Raw genomic sequence first — 16,926 nt, 5'->3', positions numbered from 1 at the left:
ATGCGCATGCGCGTGCTGATTTCGGGCTGCGGATCACGCGGCGACGTCGAACCGCTGGTGGCCTTGGCCGTGCGGTTGCGGGAACTCGGTGCGGAGGTGCGGATGTGCGCACCGCCGGACTACGTGGAGCGGTGCGCCGCGGTCGGGGTGCCGATGGTGCCGATCGGACGGCCGGTGCGCGCCGGGGCACGCGAGCCGGGAGTCCTGCCGCCCGGGGCGCCCGAGGTCGCGGGCGAGGTGATCGCCGAGCAGTTCGATCGGCTCCCGGAAGCCGCCGAGGGATGTGATGTGGTGGTGGCGACCGGTTTGCTGCCCACCGCGATCGCCGCGCGGTCGGTGGCCGAGAAGCTGGACATCCCCTACTTCTACACCGTTCTCTGTCCGGACCATCTGCCGACGACGCACACCCCGGAGCGGCGGGCCCAGTACAACGAGGGCGCCGACAGGTTCGCCGGTGGCGCGGTCAACGAGCAGCGGGCCTTGATCGGCCTGGCACCGGTGAAGAACCTTTTCGACTACGGCTACACCGATCAGCCGTGGCTGGCGGCGGATCCGACCCTGGCGCCGCTGCGGCCGGGCGAGGACGCGGTGCAGACCGGCGCGTGGATCCTGCCCGACGAGCGGCCCCTTCCGGCGGAGCTGGAGGCGTTTCTCGACGCCGGTTCGGCACCGGTGTACGTCGGTTTCGGCAGCTCGCTCAAAACCGCCGACGCCGACAGGGTGGCCATCGAGGCGATCCGCGCCCAGGGCCGCCGGGTACTTCTCTCCCGCGGCTGGGCCGATCTGGCCCTGCCCGACGACGGGGACGACTGCTTCGCCGTCGGCGAGGTGAACCTTCAGGCCTTGTTCGCCCGGGTGGCCGCCACCATCCACCACGACGGCGCGGGCACGACGCACGTGGCCACGCGGGCGGGCGCCCCGCAGATCGTGGTCCGCCACATCATCGAGCAGGTGTACTACGCCAGTCGCGTCGCGGAACTCGGTATCGGTGCGGCGCTCGACGGTCCGACTCCGACGTTCGAGGCTTTGTCGGCGGCGCTCGGCACGGCTCTGTCGCCGGAAACCCGTGCGCGGGCGAAAGAAGTGGCCGATGCGATCCGCACTGACGGGACTTCGGTGGCCGCGAACCTGTTGTTCCGCGCGGTCCGGGAAAGGCCGCCTGTTCCCGCCTGACCAACCTACTGAACTGGGGATACGTAATGCGTGTGTTGTTGTCGACGTCCGGCAGCCGTGGGGACGTCGAACCGCTGGCGGCGCTGGCGGTTCGGTTGCGGGAACGCGGGGCGGAGGTGCGGATGTGCGCGCCCCCGGACGCCGCGGAGCGGCTGGCCGAGGTCGATGTGCCGCTGGTGCCGATCGGGCAGCCGGCGCGCCCGAAGGCGGACGGGACGACACGGCCGTCGCGCGAGGAGATGGCCCGGTTCATGGCCGAGGCGATCACCCTGCAGTTCGACCAGATCCCCGCGGCCGCCGAGGGGTGTGACGCGGTGGTGACGACCGGCCTGCTGCCCGCGGCGGTCGGCGTCCGGTCGGTGGCCGAGAAGCTGGGCATTCCCTACTTCTACGCCTTCTACTGTCCGATCTTCGTGCCATCGCCGTACTACGCGCCGCCGCCACCGATCGGCGAGCCACCCGCGCCGGACGGGACCGACATCCGGGCGCTGTGGGACCGGAACAACCAGAGCGCCTACAACCGGTACGGGGACACGCTCAACAGCAGGCGGGCCACGGCCGGCCTGCCGCCGGTGGAGGACGTCTTCGGCTTCTGCTACACCGATCAGCCTTGGGTGGCGGCGGATCCGGTACTGGCCCCGCTGCAGCCGACGGAACTCGACGCCGTGCAGACCGGCGCGTGGCTCCTGCCCGACGAACGGCCGCTTTCGGCCGAGTTGAAGGCGTTCCTGGACGCCGGCCCGCCGCCGGTGTACGTGAGTTTCGGCAGTATGCGCGCGCAGGCCGACGCCGCCCGGTCGGCCATCGAGGCGATCCGCGCACAGGGCCGCCGGGTGATCCTCGGTCGTGGCTGGGCCGATTTGACCCTGCCCGACGACGGGGACGACTGCTTCGCCGTCGGGGAGGTGAACCACCAGGCGTTGTTCGGCCGGGTGGCCGCCGTCATCCACCATGGCGGCGCGGGCACGACGACCGTTGCCGCCGGTGCGGGCGTCCCCCAGGTTCTGGTGCCCCAGATCGCGGACCAGCCGTACTACGCCGGCCGGGTGGCGGAACTCGGTATCGGTGCGGCGCTCGACGGTCCGGCTCCGACGTTCGAGGCTTTGTCGGCGGCGCTCGGCACGGCCTTGTCTCCGGAAACCCGTGCGCGGGCGAAGGAAGTGGCAAGCACGATCCGCACTGACGGGGCGTCGGTGGCCGCGGAGCTGTTGCTCGACGCGGTCAGCAAGGAAAGGCCGTCTGTTCCCGCCTGACCAACCTACGGAACTGGGGATACGTAATGCGTGTGTTGTTGTCGACGTCCGGCAGCCGTGGGGACGTCGAACCGCTGGTGGCACTGGCGGTTCGGTTGCGGGAACGCGGGGCGGAGGTGCGGATGTGCGCGCCGCCCGCCGCCGAGGAGCGGCTGGCCGAGGTCGGGGTGCCGCTGGTGCCGGTCGGCATGCCGCAGCGCGTGATGTTGCAGGACGGGATGCCGCCGCCGTCGCCCGAGGACGAGCGCCGGCTCCAGGCCGGTCTGGTCGCTATGCAGTTCGACAGGGTCCCGGCGGCCGCCGAAGGGTGTGACGCGGTGGTGACGACCGGAGAGCTGGCCGCCGCGGCCGCCGTGCGGTCGGTGGCCGAGAAGGTGGGCATCCCCTACTTCTACGCCGCCTACAGTCCGGTCTATCTGCCGTCGTCGCAGTTCCAGCCACCCCTGGACGAGCGAACCGAACCGGGCGTGACCGACAACCAGGTGCTGTGGGAGCAGCGGCACCGACGTTTCTACCAGCGCTTCGGTGGTCCGCTCAACAGCCAGCGGGCTTCGATCGGCCTGCCACCGGTCGAGAACCTCTTCGACTACGCCTACACCGATCAGCCATGGCTGGCGGCGGATCCGGTACTGGCCCCGCTGCAGCCGGAGCTCGACGCCGTGCAGACCGGCGTGTGGGGCCTGCCCGACGAACGGCCTCTTTCGGCCGAGTTGGAGGCGTTCCTGGACGCCGGGTCGGCGCCGGTATACGTGGGTTTCGGCAGCGCGACCGGAACCGCTGACGCCGCGAGCGTGGCCATCGAGGCGATCCGTGCCGAGGGCCGCCGGGTGATCCTCTCCCAAGGCTGGGCCGACCTGGCCCTGCCCGACGACCGGGACGACTGCTTCGCCGTCGAGGAAACAAACCTCCAGGTGCTGTTCGGCCGCGTGGCCGCCGTCATCCACCCGGGCAGCGCGGGCACGACGCACGTGGCCACGCGAGCCGCCGTCCCCCAGGTCGTGATACCCCGGTACACGGATCAGCCGTACTTCGCGGGCCGGGTGGCCGAGCTGGGCATCGGCGCGGCGCATGAAGTCGCGGACCCGACGTCCGACTCCCTGTCGGCCGCGCTCGCCACGGCGTTGGCCCCGGAAACCCGCACGCGGGCGAAGGCCGTGGCCGCCACGGTCCACACCGACGGGGCGACGGTGGCCGCGGAACTGTTGCTCGACACCGTCCAGTGACGGCTTTTCCCCATCGACCCGTCATCACGTCCGGAGGTACCGGGGTGTCCGCAACACTCGCCTATCTGCCTTCGCCGTCTCAGGATTTCGTGCCTGACGGCAAACCCGACCGCTGGGCGGTCTGGCGTTCACCGGCCGGTCAGCCGAGGTGGGCCCGTCCCGCGTTGCTGGGCATCGCGTTCGTCGCGGCGGTGCTCTACGCCTGGAACCTGCCGCTGGTCGACTACGCGCCGCTGTACGCGGAAGCCGTCAAGAGCATGTCCGGGAGCTGGAAGGGATTCTTGTTCGGCGCCATCGACGCGGAAGCGACGTACACGCTCGACAAGCTCGCCGGATCATTCGTTCCCCAGGTCATTTCGGCGAAGATCTTCGGCTATCACGAATGGTCTCTCGCGCTGCCACAGGTGATCGAGGGCGTGATCTCGGTACTGGTGCTGTACCGGGTCGTGCGGCGGTGGGCCGGCGTGGTCCCCGGGCTGCTCGCCGCGGGCATCTTCGCCCTCACCCCGGTCGCCGCGTCCATGTTCGGGCACAGCATGCACGACGGTTTCCTGACCCTGTGCCTGGTGCTCGCCGTCGACGCGTATCAGCGCGCCGTCCTGGAAGCACGTCTGCGGTCGCTGGTGCTGGCCGGTGTCTGGGTCGGGATCGGTTTCCAGGCCAAGATGTTGCAGGCGTGGATGATCCTGCCCGCGCTGCTGGCGGGCTACCTGCTGTCCGCGCCGGTCGAGTCGCGCCGCCGGATGAAGCACGTGGGAATCGCCGGGGTGGTGACGCTGGCGGTTTCGCTGTCGTGGATCGCGCTCTACACCTTCACCCCGGCCGATGACCGGCCCTATGTCGATGGCAGCACGAACAACAGCGCCGCCGCGATGGTGTTCGGATACAACGGCCTCGGGCGGGTGGGCATCAGCATCCCCGGCGCCAGGGAGGTCACCGACGGAGACGTCCCGATCGTCGTCCCGGACGCACCGCCTCCCCCGATGATCGACATCATTCCCGCCATCAGGGGGAATCCGTGGGAGGACCCGACGAAGGCGGCGAGCAGGGAGAGCCCGCTGGGGTGGGGCAAGCTGTTCGACGGTCACCTCCCCGTCGCGGTCGGCTGGCTGTTCCCGCTCACGGTGCTGGCCTTGCTGTGCGGGCTCTGGTGGTGGCGCCGCGCCGAGCGCACCGACCCGGTGCGCGGCGGGTTGGTGATGTGGGGCGTATGGCTGCTGACCTTCGGCCTGATCTTCAGCGTGGGCACAGTCCCGCATACCGCGTATGTGGCCTCACTCGCGCCTCCGGTCGCCGCGCTCTCCGCCCTCGGCATCGTGATGTTCTGGCGGGCGTACCGGCGCGGCGGCAGGCAAACCTGGCTACTGCCACTCGCGGTCGCGGCCGAACTGGCTTGGGGCGCCTGGCTGTGGTCCCACTACCCGAACTTCCTGCCGTGGGCGAAATGGGGCACGCTCGCGCTCGGCGCGGTCGCCATCGTCGCGCTGGTTCTGGCACGAGCGCTCAAGTCCGCCTCCCCCACCATGGTCACGGCCGCGCTCGCGCTCGGCGTGGCGGCCGTGCTGGCCGCACCCGCCACTTACGCCTTCTCGGTACTCGACCCGGATTACGCCGGCACCTCCTACGACGCGAACGCCGGACCGGAGTCTGGCAAGATCCCCGGTGGACCGCAGTCGGGAGAGATGCCGGACCGGCCGGAGCCGGGTGGCATGCCCGGCGGCATCCCCGGCGGCGCGCCGGGTGGCATGCCGGGTGATGGCGGGGGTGGGTGATCGGCGTCGGTCGGGGTGGTCGTGCGTGCGCCTGGGTTCCGAGACCGACCTGACCTCACGACAGCCACCGAAACCACTACCGGACTCGCCGGGATTGTGCTGAGCGGGGAAGAATCGGGACCCTCAACGTCCCCTGCCGCTCAGCATCCCCACTCCTCACGAGAGCCGCTGCCCCCAATGCCACATTGGGGACATCAGTCTCGCGGTGTGCCGTGCCCGTGGAGCAACGTCTCGACCGACCTGGCTCGGTGCCGGGCCGCGTCCCTCACTGTGTGGATTTTGGGACATTAGATGACCCAAAATCCACACAGTCCCGTACGAGGAGTCCCTGTGGCCACCGGATCCGAGGGGGGTGTGTGGAAATAGGGACACTCAACGTCCCTATTTCCACACACCCCTCTGTCGACGCCGCCGCGCCTTACCACTCAAGTCCCGAAAAGCCGCTTCGCAACCACCGCTTTTCCCTACCCCTCGATAACCGTCTACCCGTATTCTGACCACATGAGTGAACAAATCGCGCGTGGAGCCGTGCGGACCACCCGCTCGGATGTTCTGCTCGCCTCGGTAGGCGAGCGAGGAGTTCTGTGCGGCATTTATGACGAGGACGCCGCGGACACTTATCACGATTTGATGCAGGACGCGGACGGCACTTCCGAAGCGCGGGAGTTCGCGAACCGTGTCGGTCCGGATTCCGGGCCGGTGCTGGAGCTCGCGGCCGGAACTGGGAGGGTGACCTTCCCTCTTCTGGCGCTCGGCTTCGACGTGGCCGCTCTCGAACTGTCGACCGCGATGATCGCCACCCTGCGGAAGCGGTTGGAAGACCTGCCGTCGGAGGTCCGGGATCGGTGCACCGTGGTGCACGGGGATATGACCGCCTTCGAACTGCACGAACGCTTCGGAACGGTGATCGTCAGCTCGGGCTCGATCAACGTCCTTGACGACGCGGACAGGCCGGGACTGTACGCGTCGGTTCGCGAGCATCTCGCGCCCGGCGGAAGGTTCCTGCTCGCGGTGGCCGTGGCGGAGGCCGTCAAGCCGGATTCGCCGGAGCGGCAGCAAGAGCTTTCGGGGTTGAGTGGCCGACGGTACGTGTTGCACGCGAAAATGTCGGCGGGCAAGGAAATTCACGAGATCACCATCTGCCCCGCGGATGAAGCGGCTGATCCCTTCGTCGTCTGCACGAACCGGATCAGGCTCCTGAAGGCGGATCAGATAGTACGGGAGCTCGAACAGGCCGAATTCGAAGTGGTCGCGCGGACCCCGTTCGCGTCGGCCGGGCAGGGCTCTGAAGACGTGTTGTTGCTGGAGGCATCGTTGTGACCCGGATTCTGGCGGTATCCCCTCATTTGGACGACGCTGTCCTGTCCTTCGGGGCAAGTCTCGCGCAGGCGGCGCAGGACGGTGCGAAGGTGACCGTTTACACGGTGTTCGCCGGCGTCGCGCAACCTCCCTATTCTCCGGCGGCGGAGCGGATGCACTCGATCTGGGGGATTTCCCCGGACGAAGACGCGGTACTGCATCGCCAGAAGGAGGATATCGCCGCGCTCGGTCACCTCGGGGCGGGGCATGTGCACGGCCGGTTCCTCGATTCCATCTATCGCAAGGCGCCGGATGGCCGGTGGCTGACCGACAACGTGGAAGGCCGTCAAAAACTGAAGATCGAAAAGCAGGCGCCGGAGAGCAACCGCGATCTCTTCATCGAGGTCGAGGACGCCATCGGGTCGGTTGTCGAAGAGTTCGCGCCGACGCTGATCGTCACGTGCGCCGCGCTCAGCGATCACATCGACAACGAGATCGCGCGAGATGCTTCACTGGCCGTCGCGAACGAGCGAGGTATTCCGATCCGGCTGTGGGAGGACATTCCTCATGCGACTTTCGGGTCGGGGAAGGTCGAACTCCCGCGGGCCTTTCGCCTCGGCGACCCCGCTTTCGGCTCCGTCAAGCCCGAAGCGCGGACCCGGAAATTTCAAGCACTGGAGCTGTACCCGTCCCAGCTGGCGATGTTCGACGGGCCGGAAAAGAACTTCTTCGGTGCTCTGGACGAGCATGCCGGGAAGAATTCGCCGGATGGCGGATACGGGGAAGTGACCTGGCCGGTCATCTTCCCCGAAGGCGACAGCTGAGAACAGGCCCGGGCGCCACGCGGGAGACGTTCATCGTCCCCACGTGGCGCCCGGGCCTGTTTTCGGGCGCGGTCAGGGCAGCCGTGAGGTGATCAGGCCGGCGAGGCGCGACACGCCCTCCTCGATCAGTTCCGGGGTGAGCAGGCTGATCGACAGCCGGAGCTGGTTGAACCCGCCCTTGCCGCCGTAGAAGTGATGCATCGGGGTGAACAACACGCCGTGGTCGCGGGCGGCGTGTGCCAGCAGTTCGTCGTCGACGGCGAAGGGCACCGTGACGGTGACGAAGAACCCGCCGGTCGGGGTGTTCCAGCTGACGCCGTCGCGCGCGCCGAGCCTGCGGTCGAGTTCGCCGAGGGTGAGGCGGAGGTTGCGCTGGTAGATGTCGATTTCCCGCACGTTGGCCTTGATCAGGCTGAAGCCGTTGAGAAGCAGCTTTCCGGCGATCACCGCCTGCGCGATGGGGGAGGTGTTCACCGTGAGCATGCCTTTGAGCTTCGAAAGCTGGTCGGCGAACAGGCCGCCGTCCGCCATCCGCTGATCCGCCACCGCGTAGCCGACCCGGGCGCCAGGCATGCCGGTCTTGGCGAAGGAGCCGAGATAGACCACGGTGCCCGACCGGTCGAGGGACTTCAGTGAAGGCAGTCGTTCGGATCCGAAGAGCCCGTACGCGTTGTCCTCCAGAAGCAGGATGCCGTGCGTCTCGGCCACCTCGAGGAGACGGTGACGGGACGGCAGATCCATGCTGGTGCCGGTGGGGTTGGCGAAGTTCGGTGTCACGTAACACGCCCGGACCCGTTTGCCCTGTTCCTCGGCACGCTTCAGCTGGACCACGAGGTCTTCGGGGTCGATGCCGTTCTCGGTGGACCGGACCGGCCAGACGGGGGTGTCGGTGAGCAGTGCCGCTCCGGTCAGGCCGACGTAGGTGGGAGCGGGCGCGAGCAGCACGTCCCGTTCGCTCGCCCGCAGCGTGCGGAGAACCAGGAACATGGCCTCCTGGGCGCCGACGGTGACGACCACGGACTCGGGGGTGGTGACGATGTTCTCGTCCTCGGCCAGATTTCGCGCGATCAGATCGGCGATGACACCCTTCGTGGTGCCGTATTGGAAAATGGTGCGGGTGACCCCCGCCTCGTCCATTTTCCGATCGTTGCGGAGATGGTCGCAATAGGCGTCGATGTACTCGTGAACGAGACGGATGTCGAAGAACTCTTCGTACGGCCTGCCTGCCGCCATGGAAATGGCCACAGGGTATTCGTCGATCAGCTCGTTGAGCAGGTTCATCGACGAGATGGCCGGATCGGTGAGCGATCCGTGCAGCGTTTCCACGTCCAAGTGAGTGGACAGACCGTTTGAATCCATGAATACTAGGATTTCCATACGCCGTCGAGGTGTCAAGAACGGACCGTGGACGCCCGGGATGATTTCCCCGGCGCTCCGGGGCGTCCATCGCCGAATACTCCGGACACTCGATCTCTGAAGGTACGGTCAGCTCCGTGCCGCAGCACCTGGGGTGAACGGAACCGTTGAGGGGAAACACTTTCGCGCTGCGCCCAAACCGCACTCCCGGAGGAGCTTCATGCTGATGACGACCGAGAACGGGATCCGGTTGTCCTACAACGATTGTGGCGATGGTCCGCCGGTACTGCTGCTGACCGGCACCGGGGCGCCGAGCTCGGTGTGGGACCTGCATCAGGTACCGGCGCTCCGTACCGCCGGATTCCGGGTGATCACCATGGACAACCGCGGGATCCCGCCGAGCGACGACGGCAAGGACGGGTTCACCATCGACGACCTCGTGTCGGACGTGGCCGCCCTGATCGACTACCTCGACGCCGTGCCGTGCCGCGTTGTCGGCACGTCGATGGGCTCGTACATCGCGCAGGAACTGGCACTCGCCCATCCGGAGCTGCTCGCTTCGGTCGTGCTGATGGCGGCCTGTGGCAAGAGCAGTCTCGTCCAGCGGGAGCTCGCGCAGGGTGAAGCGAAGCTGATCGAACAGGGCATCGAGTTGCCACCGGCTTTCCTCGCCGCCGTTCGCGCCATGCACAACCTGGGGCCCGCGACGCTCGCCGACGACGACCTCGCCGGCGACTGGCTCGACCTGTTCGCGGCGACGGGGTCCTGGGGGCCGGGCGTCCGGGCGCAGCTGCTGCTGAGCGCGTTGCCCGACCGTATCGAGGCCTACCGCGCGATCACGGTGCGCAGCCACGTCATCTCGTTCGAGCACGACCTCGTGGCGCCGGCGGCGGCCGGACTGGAACTGGCCGCCGCGATCCCCGGCGCGACGCACCGCACGATTCCCGGGTGCGGACATTTCGGCTACCTGGAGAACCCGGAGCCGGTGAACCGCGAGCTGATCCGGTTCCTCCGCACCGAATCCCGCGAGACACTGGGGGAAACCGCATGACCGTCCTTTCGGCGGCCACGACACCTGCCCTGTTCGAGGCGACCGCGGCCGTGCTGCCGGATCGGCCCGCGGTGGCGATGGACACCACCACACTCACCTATGCCGAGCTGAACGGTGAAGCCAATCGGCTCGCGCGACGGCTCGTGGCGCACGGGGTCGGCCCGGAGCGGCTGGTCGCGCTGGCGATGCCGAGGTCGATCGAATTCGTCATCGCGATCCTGGCCGTGCACAAGGCGGGTGCCGCGTATGTGCCCGTCGATCCGGACTATCCGGAAGAACGCAAGCGGCACATGCTGGACGACACGGCGGCGCATTGCCTGCTGTGCCTGCCAGGTCAGGATGTGGACGGCGCTCCCGTCGTCATGAGGGTGGAACGGGAGCCGGGCCGGTCCGAGCCGAACCTGGACGACGGGGACCGGATCGGCCCGCTGCTCCCCGACCATCCCGCGTACGTCATCTACACCTCGGGCTCGACCGGAAAGCCGAAGGGCGTACTGGTCACGCACCGCGGGATCCCGAACCTCGCCGACGACTACGTGCGCCGCCAGAAGCTGACGCCGGAGAGCAGGTTGCTGGCCTTCGCGTCACCCAGTTTCGACGCCGCCGTCGCCGAGTTCTGGCCGATCTGGCAGGCCGGTGGCTGCCTGGTGCTGGCCTCCGCGCCGGACCTGGTCCCCGGCGAACCGCTCGGCAGGCTGGTGCGTGACCAGGGCATCAGCCACGTCACACTGCCGCCGTCCGCGCTGGCACCACTGGAGGAGTCCGGCGGACTGCCCGCGGGGCTGACCCTCCTGGTCGCGGGCGAGGCGTGCCCGGCACCGGTCGCGAAACGCTGGGCCATGGACCGCGTGATGATCAACGCGTACGGCCCGACCGAGGTCACCGTCGCGGTGACCGCGAGCGAGCCGCTGACCGGTGAGGACGCACCGCCGATCGGCAGGCCGATCACCGGTGTCCGTACCTATGTCCTGGACGAGCGGCTGCGGCCCGTCCCGGACGGGGACGTCGGCGAGCTGTACACGGTCGGCCCCGGACTGGCCCGCGGTTACCTCCGGAGAGCGGCCGCGACCGCGGAGCGTTTCCTGCCGGATCCGTTCGGCGAGCCGGGTGGCCGGATGTACCGCACCGGTGACCGGGTGCGGACGCGTCCGGACGGCCAGTACGTCTTCGTCGGCCGCGCCGACGACCAGCTGAAGGTGCGTGGCCACCGGATCGAGCCCGGCGAGGTCGAGGCCGCGTTGCTCGCGGTGGACGGGGTGGCCCAGGCGGTGGTGACCATGCACGACAACAGGCTCGTCGCCTATGTGGTCGGCATCGGGGGCGAGCGGGTGGCGGCCGAAGACCTCCTCCCGCCGTTGCGTGAACGGATGCCTTCGTACCTGGTGCCCGACGTGGTCGTCGGCCTGCCGCGCCTGCCGACCTCGCCGAACGGCAAGGTCGACAGGGCCGCCCTACCCGATCCCGACGGCGAGAGCGCCGGGCGGGTGACATCGGGACGGGCGCCGAGCACACCGATGGAGATCCTGCTCGCCGAACTGTTCGCCGACGTGCTCGGCGTCAGCGCCGTCGGCGTCGACGAGAGCTTCTTCGAGATCGGCGGCCATTCGCTGCTCGCGACCCGGCTGGTGAGCCGGATCCGCGAACGACTGAAGATCCGGCTGCGAGTGCAGGCCTTCTTCGACGCGCCGACCGTGGCCCAGCTCGCCAAGGTGCTCGACGGCGCCCTCACCTGATCTGGAGACCCTTTCATGCAGACGACGAACGCCGTCGATCTCGGCGACCCCGATCTGTACACGACCTTGGAGCGCCACGCCCGCTGGCGCGAGCTCGCGCTGGAAGACGCGATGGTGTGGAGCGAACCGGGCAGTTCACCCGGTGGTTTCTGGTCCGTGTTCTCGCATCGGGCGTGCGCCGCGGTCCTCGGGCCGTCCGCCCCGTTCACCTCCGAGTACGGGATGATGATCGGCTTCGATCGCGACCACCCTGACAAGTCGGGTGGCCAGATGATGGTGGTGTCCGAACAGGATCAGCACCGCAAACTGCGCAAGCTGGTCGGCCCGCTGCTTTCGAGGGCGGCCGCGCGGAAACTCTCGGAGCGGGTCCGGACCGAGGTGCGCGGTGTCCTCGACCAAGTGCTCGACGGTGAGGTGTGCGACGTCGCCGCGGCGATCGGCCCGCGTATCCCCGCGGCGGTCGTCTGCGAAATCCTCGGTGTGCCCGCCGAGGACGAGGACATGCTCATCGACCTGACCAACCACGCGTTCGGCGGCGAGGACGAACTGTTCGACGGGATGACGCCGCGGCAGGCGCATACCGAGATCCTCGTCTACTTCGACGAATTGATCGCCGCGCGCCGAGCGAGCCCCGGCGAGGACCTCGTCAGCACGCTGCTGACCGATGACGACCTCACGATCGACGACGTGGTGCTCAACTGCGACAACGTTTTGATCGGCGGCAACGAGACGACCCGGCACGCGATCACCGGTGCGGTGCACGCGTTCGCCACGGTGCCCGGCCTGCTGGAGCAGGTGCGGGACGGGAGCGTGGACGTCGACACCGTCGTGGACGAGGTGCTGCGCTGGACCTCACCCGCGATGCACGTGCTCCGGGTGACGACCGGCGAGGTCACCGTCAACGGGCGTCACCTCGAGGCAGGTACCCCGGTGGTCGCGTGGCTGCCCGCGGCGAACCGGGATCCCGCCGTGTTCGAGGACCCGGACACGTTCCGCCCCGGGCGGAAACCCAATCGGCACCTCACTTTCGGGCACGGGATGCACCACTGCCTCGGGTCCGCGCTCGCGCGGATCGAGCTGGCGGTCGTGCTGCGAGAGGTGGCCGAGCGAGTGTCGCGAGTGGAGCTGGTGAAGGAACCGGCCTGGTTGCGCGCGGTCGTCGTGCAGGGCTACCGGGAGCTCCCGGTGCGGTTCACGGCGCGCTGACCTCCGCGTCCGTCCGATGTGGACGGAAGTGTCAAACGGACAACGTTGATGCGAAATGGGGTTCGCGTCATCCTGTGAATGAGGATTACATCTATTCCACGGAGGAATGTCTTGTCTTCTCAAGAAACCATGCAGAACTTCAAGATCGACTATGTGGAAATGTATGTGGCCAACCTCGAGGTGGCCGCGTCGGGCTGGATGGACAAGTACGCCTTCTCCGTCGCCTCCACCGACCGCTCGGCCGACCACCGGAGCGTGACCCTGCGGCAGGGACCGATCGCACTGGTCCTCACCGAGCCGACTTCGGACCGTCACCCGGGGGCGACCTACCTGCAGACCCACGGCGAAGGGGTGGCCGACATCGCGCTGCGCACTTCGGACGTGGCCGCCGCTTTCGAGGCCGCGGTGGGGGCGGGGGCGCGGCCCATCCGCGAGCCGGGCGAGCGCGCGGAGGCGGTCATCACGGCCACCGTCAGCGGTTTCGGTGATGTCGTGCACACCCTGATCCAGCGCGACGGAGCAGACGAATCGCCGGAAGCCTTCCGCGGCAAGGGAGACCTGGAGCTGCTCGCGATCGATCACTTCGCGGTCTGCCTGAACGGGGGGGACCTCGGCCCGACGGTGGCGTTCTACGAGCGCGCCCTCGGGTTCAAGCAGATCTTCGAGGAACACATCATGGTCGGTGCCCAGGCGATGAACTCGACCGTCGTGCAGAGCTCGTCGGGAGAGGTCACCCTCACCCTGATCGAGCCCGACAAGACCGCCGACCCCGGCCAGATCGACGACTTCATCAAGGAACACCACGGTGCGGGCGTCCAGCACATCGCCTTCACCAGTGCGGACGCGGTCCGTGCGGTCAAGGAGCTTTCCGCGCGAGGGGTGGAATTTTTGAAGACCCCGGACACCTACTACGACCTGCTCGGCGAGCGGATCGAGCTGGAGACGCATTCGCTGGACGATCTGCGGGAGACGAAGCTGCTCGCCGACGAGGACCACGGCGGCCAGCTGTTCCAGATCTTCACCGCTTCCACGCATCCGCGTAAGACCATCTTCTTCGAGATCATCGAGCGGCAGGGTGCCGGCACCTTCGGCAGCTCGAACATCAAGGCCCTGTACGAGGCCGTGGAACTGGAGCGGACCGGGCAGAGCAAGCTCGGCCCCGCCCGGCGATGACACACCTTTGCCTCGACGACCTCGAACGTGCCGCACGGGACGTTCTCCCCGGCGAGATCTGGGACTTTCTCGCCGGGGGCAGCGGCGCGGAGGCCTCTTTAACGGCCAACCGCGCCGCGCTCGAGCGGATCTTCGTGATCCCCCGGATGCTGCGTGACCTGACGGGCGGCACCATCGAGACCGAGGTGCTCGGACGGCCCGCCGCGCTGCCGATGGCGGTCGCACCGGTGGCCTACCAGCGGTTGTTCCACCCCGATGGTGAACTCGCGGCGGCACGCGCGGCCAGGGACGCCGGCGTGCCGTACACCATCTGCACCTTGAGCAGTGTTCCGCTGGAGGAGATCGCGGCCGTCGGTGGACGGCCGTGGTTCCAGCTGTACTGGCTGCGTGACGAGAAACGATCGCTGGAACTCGTGCGCCGCGCGGAAGACGCCGGTTGCGAGGCGATCGTGTTCACCGTCGACGTGCCGTGGATGGGGCGGCGGTTGCGGGACATGCGGAACGGCTTCGCACTGCCGGAGTGGGTGACGGCGGCCAATTTCGACGCCGGAGCGGCCGCGCACCGGCGTACTCGGGGTCACTCGGCGGTGGCGGACCACACCGCGCGTGAGTTCGCGTCCGCCACTTGGGAATCCGTGGAGGCGGTCCGTGCGCATACGGACCTTCCGGTGGTGCTCAAGGGAATCCTCGCGGTCGAGGACGCGAGCCGTGCCGTCGACGCGGGTGTCGCCGGAATCGTGGTGTCCAACCACGGAGGTCGTCAGTTGGACGGTGCCGTGCCCGGAATCGAGATGCTCGGTGAGATCGCCTCCGCCGTCTCCGGCTGGGAGGGTGAAGTGCTGCTGGACGGAGGGATCCGGAGCGGTGGCGACATCCTCAAGGCGATGGCGCTCGGCGCGTCGGCCGTACTGGTCGGGCGGCCCGTGATGTGGGGGTTGGCCGCGGGCGGTGAGGACGGTGCCCGGCAGCTGCTCGACCTGCTCGCCGTCGAATTCCGGAACGCGCTGGGCCTCGCGGGCTGTGACTCGGTGAGTGCGGCCCGGCGGCTGAGCACGAGGGTCTCTCACTACGGCTGACGTTCCGTCGGGCGGGCCTTCGCCTGACGTCGATCCGCCCTTTCCCGAAGGAGGAAAGTGCTTCTCTCGCTTCCCGCGCCGGTCGCCCCGATCGCCGCGCACAGTCTCCTGATCTTCTTACTCCAGGTCGGCTTGCTGCTGCTGCTCGCCGTCGTCTTCGGACGGCTGGCTGCCCGGTTCGGGATGCCCGCTGTGGTCGGCGAACTGTTCGTCGGGGTGATCCTCGGTCCTTCGCTGCTGGCTTGGGCCGCGCCGGGGCCGCACGGCTGGCTGTTCCCGGCCGTCGCCGAGCAGTACCACCTTCTCGACGCGGTCGGCCAAATCGGCGTCATCCTGCTGGTCGGTCTCACCGGTATGCAGATGGACATGAAGATGATCCGCCGCCGCGGCGGCGCCGCCGCGGGGGTCAGCTTCGGCGGCCTGGTCATTCCTCTCGGCCTGGGCATCGGCGCGGGTTTCGTGCTGCCCAAGATGCTGATTCCCGACGGCACCGACATCACCGTCTTCGCACTGTTCCTCGGCGTCGCGATGTGCGTCAGCGCCATCCCGGTCATCGCCAAGACCCTCATCGACATGAACCTGTTGCACCGCAACGTCGGGCAGCTCACGCTCGCCGCGGGTACGATCGACGACGCGTTCGGCTGGTTCATGCTGTCGGTCGTCAGCGCGATGGCGGTGCACGCGGTGACTACCGGAACCGTGCTCGTTTCCCTCGCCTACTTGATTCTCATCATCGTCTTCGCGCTCACCCTCGGCAGGCCGCTGGTCCGGGGCGTGGTGCGGGTCGCAGGCAAGTCCGAAGGGGCCGGGCCCACCGTCGGCGCCGTCGTCGTCCTGGTACTCCTGGCCTCGGCAGGCACCCAGGCTCTCGGCCTGGAGGCGGTCTTCGGAGCCTTCGTCTGCGGCATCCTGATCGGCACCGCGGGTAAGGTGGACCCGGCCAAGCTGGCCCCGTTGCGCACCGTCATCCTGTCGGTGTTCGCGCCGGTCTTCTTCGCCACGGCCGGGTTGCGGATGGACCTCACCGCGCTGATCCGCCCGCAGGTCCTGCTCACCGGGCTGGCGGTGCTCGCACTGGCCATCATCGGCAAGTTCGCCGGCGCGTACGCCGGCGCGCGGCTCAGCGGCCTGAACAGATGGGAAGGGCTGGCGCTCGGCGCCGGACTGAACGCGCGGGGCGTCATCGAAATCGTGGTCGCCATGGTCGGCCTGCGACTGGGCATCCTCAGCGTCGAGATCTACACGATCATCATCCTCGTCGCGATCGTCACCTCGCTGATGGCACCGCCGATCCTGCGGTTCGCGATGAAGAGACTCGAACAGACCGCCGAGGAAGAAGTACGCGAGACCGAGCACCGGGCCTGGACGTCGCAACCGGCGACGAACCAGCAGGAGCGAATTCTCTAGTGTCGCGTGATTCTGCTTGCTTGACGTTGGGTTTCGTTCCTCGGACGGCGATCTCGCGTGATCAGACGGCGGTTACGCGTGATTGGACGGCGATCTCCGGAGATCGCCGTCTGATCACGGGTAAGACCCGCAGGATCACACGTCCCGCTCTTCCTCTCGCCATTACCCGACCGCAAGTAGAGGACTACTTGCGCCAGGCACCTCACGACCCACCCGACCGAAGCGTGCCTCAGACGTCAAGCGCGGCCGCCTCCCGGGTGTCGCGAAAGCCACTTCCGCGACTTCTGAAGTCTCGAAAGTGGCTTTCGCGACACGGTAAATCCGGATTCCGACCCGTAGCGGGAATTGGACGATCTGGACCGGCGAGATCGGCCGAAGCT

At 68.2% G+C, this 16,926-nt stretch carries 13 protein-coding genes; 12 read left to right on the top strand and 1 reads right to left on the bottom strand.

From position 1 onward, the window contains the following. Positions 1–6 precede the first annotated feature (6 nt). The 6 genes from ACM6LR_RS35095 (at position 7) to ACM6LR_RS35070 (ending at position 7,544) form a co-directional block, all read left to right on the top strand. Complete coding sequence (locus tag ACM6LR_RS35095) at positions 7–1,173, top strand: glycosyltransferase (protein WP_414945322.1); 1,167 nt, start codon at positions 7–9, stop codon at positions 1,171–1,173. Between the two features lie 26 nt (positions 1,174–1,199). Further along, on the top strand, positions 1,200–2,426 hold the full coding sequence (locus ACM6LR_RS35090; protein WP_414939955.1) for a glycosyltransferase: 1,227 nt from the start codon (positions 1,200–1,202) through the stop codon (positions 2,424–2,426). 26 nt (positions 2,427–2,452) lie between these two features. Beyond that, positions 2,453–3,649 (top strand): glycosyltransferase, encoded by a 1,197-nt coding sequence (locus ACM6LR_RS35085; protein WP_414945321.1) that lies wholly within the window; start codon positions 2,453–2,455, stop codon positions 3,647–3,649. Positions 3,650–3,693: 44 nt separating this feature from the next. After that, complete coding sequence (locus ACM6LR_RS35080) at positions 3,694–5,421, top strand: ArnT family glycosyltransferase (RefSeq protein ID WP_414945320.1); 1,728 nt, start codon at positions 3,694–3,696, stop codon at positions 5,419–5,421. Positions 5,422–5,922: 501 nt separating this feature from the next. Then, complete coding sequence (mpaM, locus tag ACM6LR_RS35075) at positions 5,923–6,741, top strand: daptide-type RiPP biosynthesis methyltransferase (protein WP_414939951.1); 819 nt, start codon at positions 5,923–5,925, stop codon at positions 6,739–6,741. Then, the gene (locus ACM6LR_RS35070; RefSeq protein ID WP_414939950.1) at positions 6,738–7,544 is read left to right on the top strand and encodes a PIG-L deacetylase family protein; all 807 of its coding nucleotides are present in this window, start codon (positions 6,738–6,740) and stop codon (positions 7,542–7,544) included. The genes mpaM and ACM6LR_RS35070 overlap by 4 nt, the downstream gene beginning before the upstream one ends. Positions 7,545–7,616: 72 nt before the next feature. Here ACM6LR_RS35070 and ACM6LR_RS35065 read toward each other — a convergent pair whose 3' ends face one another. Beyond that, positions 7,617–8,903, bottom strand: a complete 1,287-nt coding sequence (locus ACM6LR_RS35065) for a PLP-dependent aminotransferase family protein (RefSeq protein ID WP_414945319.1) — start codon at positions 8,901–8,903, stop codon at positions 7,617–7,619. 217 nt (positions 8,904–9,120) lie between these two features. On the opposite strand from ACM6LR_RS35065, the gene ACM6LR_RS35060 reads away from it, so the two are divergent. The 6 genes from ACM6LR_RS35060 to ACM6LR_RS35035 all read left to right on the top strand — a co-directional run bounded on the left by ACM6LR_RS35060 (position 9,121) and on the right by ACM6LR_RS35035 (position 16,546). After that, positions 9,121–9,951, top strand: coding sequence for an alpha/beta fold hydrolase (locus tag ACM6LR_RS35060; protein ID WP_414939948.1), 831 nt, complete (start codon positions 9,121–9,123; stop codon positions 9,949–9,951). Continuing rightward, on the top strand, positions 9,948–11,684 hold the full coding sequence (locus ACM6LR_RS35055; RefSeq protein WP_414945318.1) for an amino acid adenylation domain-containing protein: 1,737 nt from the start codon (positions 9,948–9,950) through the stop codon (positions 11,682–11,684). Before ACM6LR_RS35060 ends, ACM6LR_RS35055 begins: the two co-directional genes overlap by 4 nt. Before the next feature lie 15 nt (positions 11,685–11,699). Continuing rightward, entirely contained in the window at positions 11,700–12,890 is a 1,191-nt protein-coding gene (locus tag ACM6LR_RS35050) for a cytochrome P450 (RefSeq protein WP_414945317.1), read from the top strand. Between the two features lie 111 nt (positions 12,891–13,001). Beyond that, positions 13,002–14,063, top strand: a complete 1,062-nt coding sequence (hppD, locus tag ACM6LR_RS35045; protein WP_414945316.1) for a 4-hydroxyphenylpyruvate dioxygenase — start codon at positions 13,002–13,004, stop codon at positions 14,061–14,063. After that, the gene (locus ACM6LR_RS35040) at positions 14,060–15,139 is read left to right on the top strand and encodes an alpha-hydroxy acid oxidase (protein WP_414939943.1); all 1,080 of its coding nucleotides are present in this window, start codon (positions 14,060–14,062) and stop codon (positions 15,137–15,139) included. Before hppD ends, ACM6LR_RS35040 begins: the two co-directional genes overlap by 4 nt. Positions 15,140–15,196: 57 nt before the next feature. Further along, entirely contained in the window at positions 15,197–16,546 is a 1,350-nt protein-coding gene (locus ACM6LR_RS35035; protein WP_414945315.1) for a cation:proton antiporter, read from the top strand. The last annotated feature ends 380 nt before the right edge of the window (positions 16,547–16,926 follow it).

The organism is Amycolatopsis sp. cmx-11-32, assembly GCF_047608695.1.
Taxonomy (GTDB): domain Bacteria; phylum Actinomycetota; class Actinomycetes; order Mycobacteriales; family Pseudonocardiaceae; genus Amycolatopsis.
Note: the sequence above shows the minus strand (reverse complement) of the source record. Positions and strands in the feature narration are given on the sequence as shown.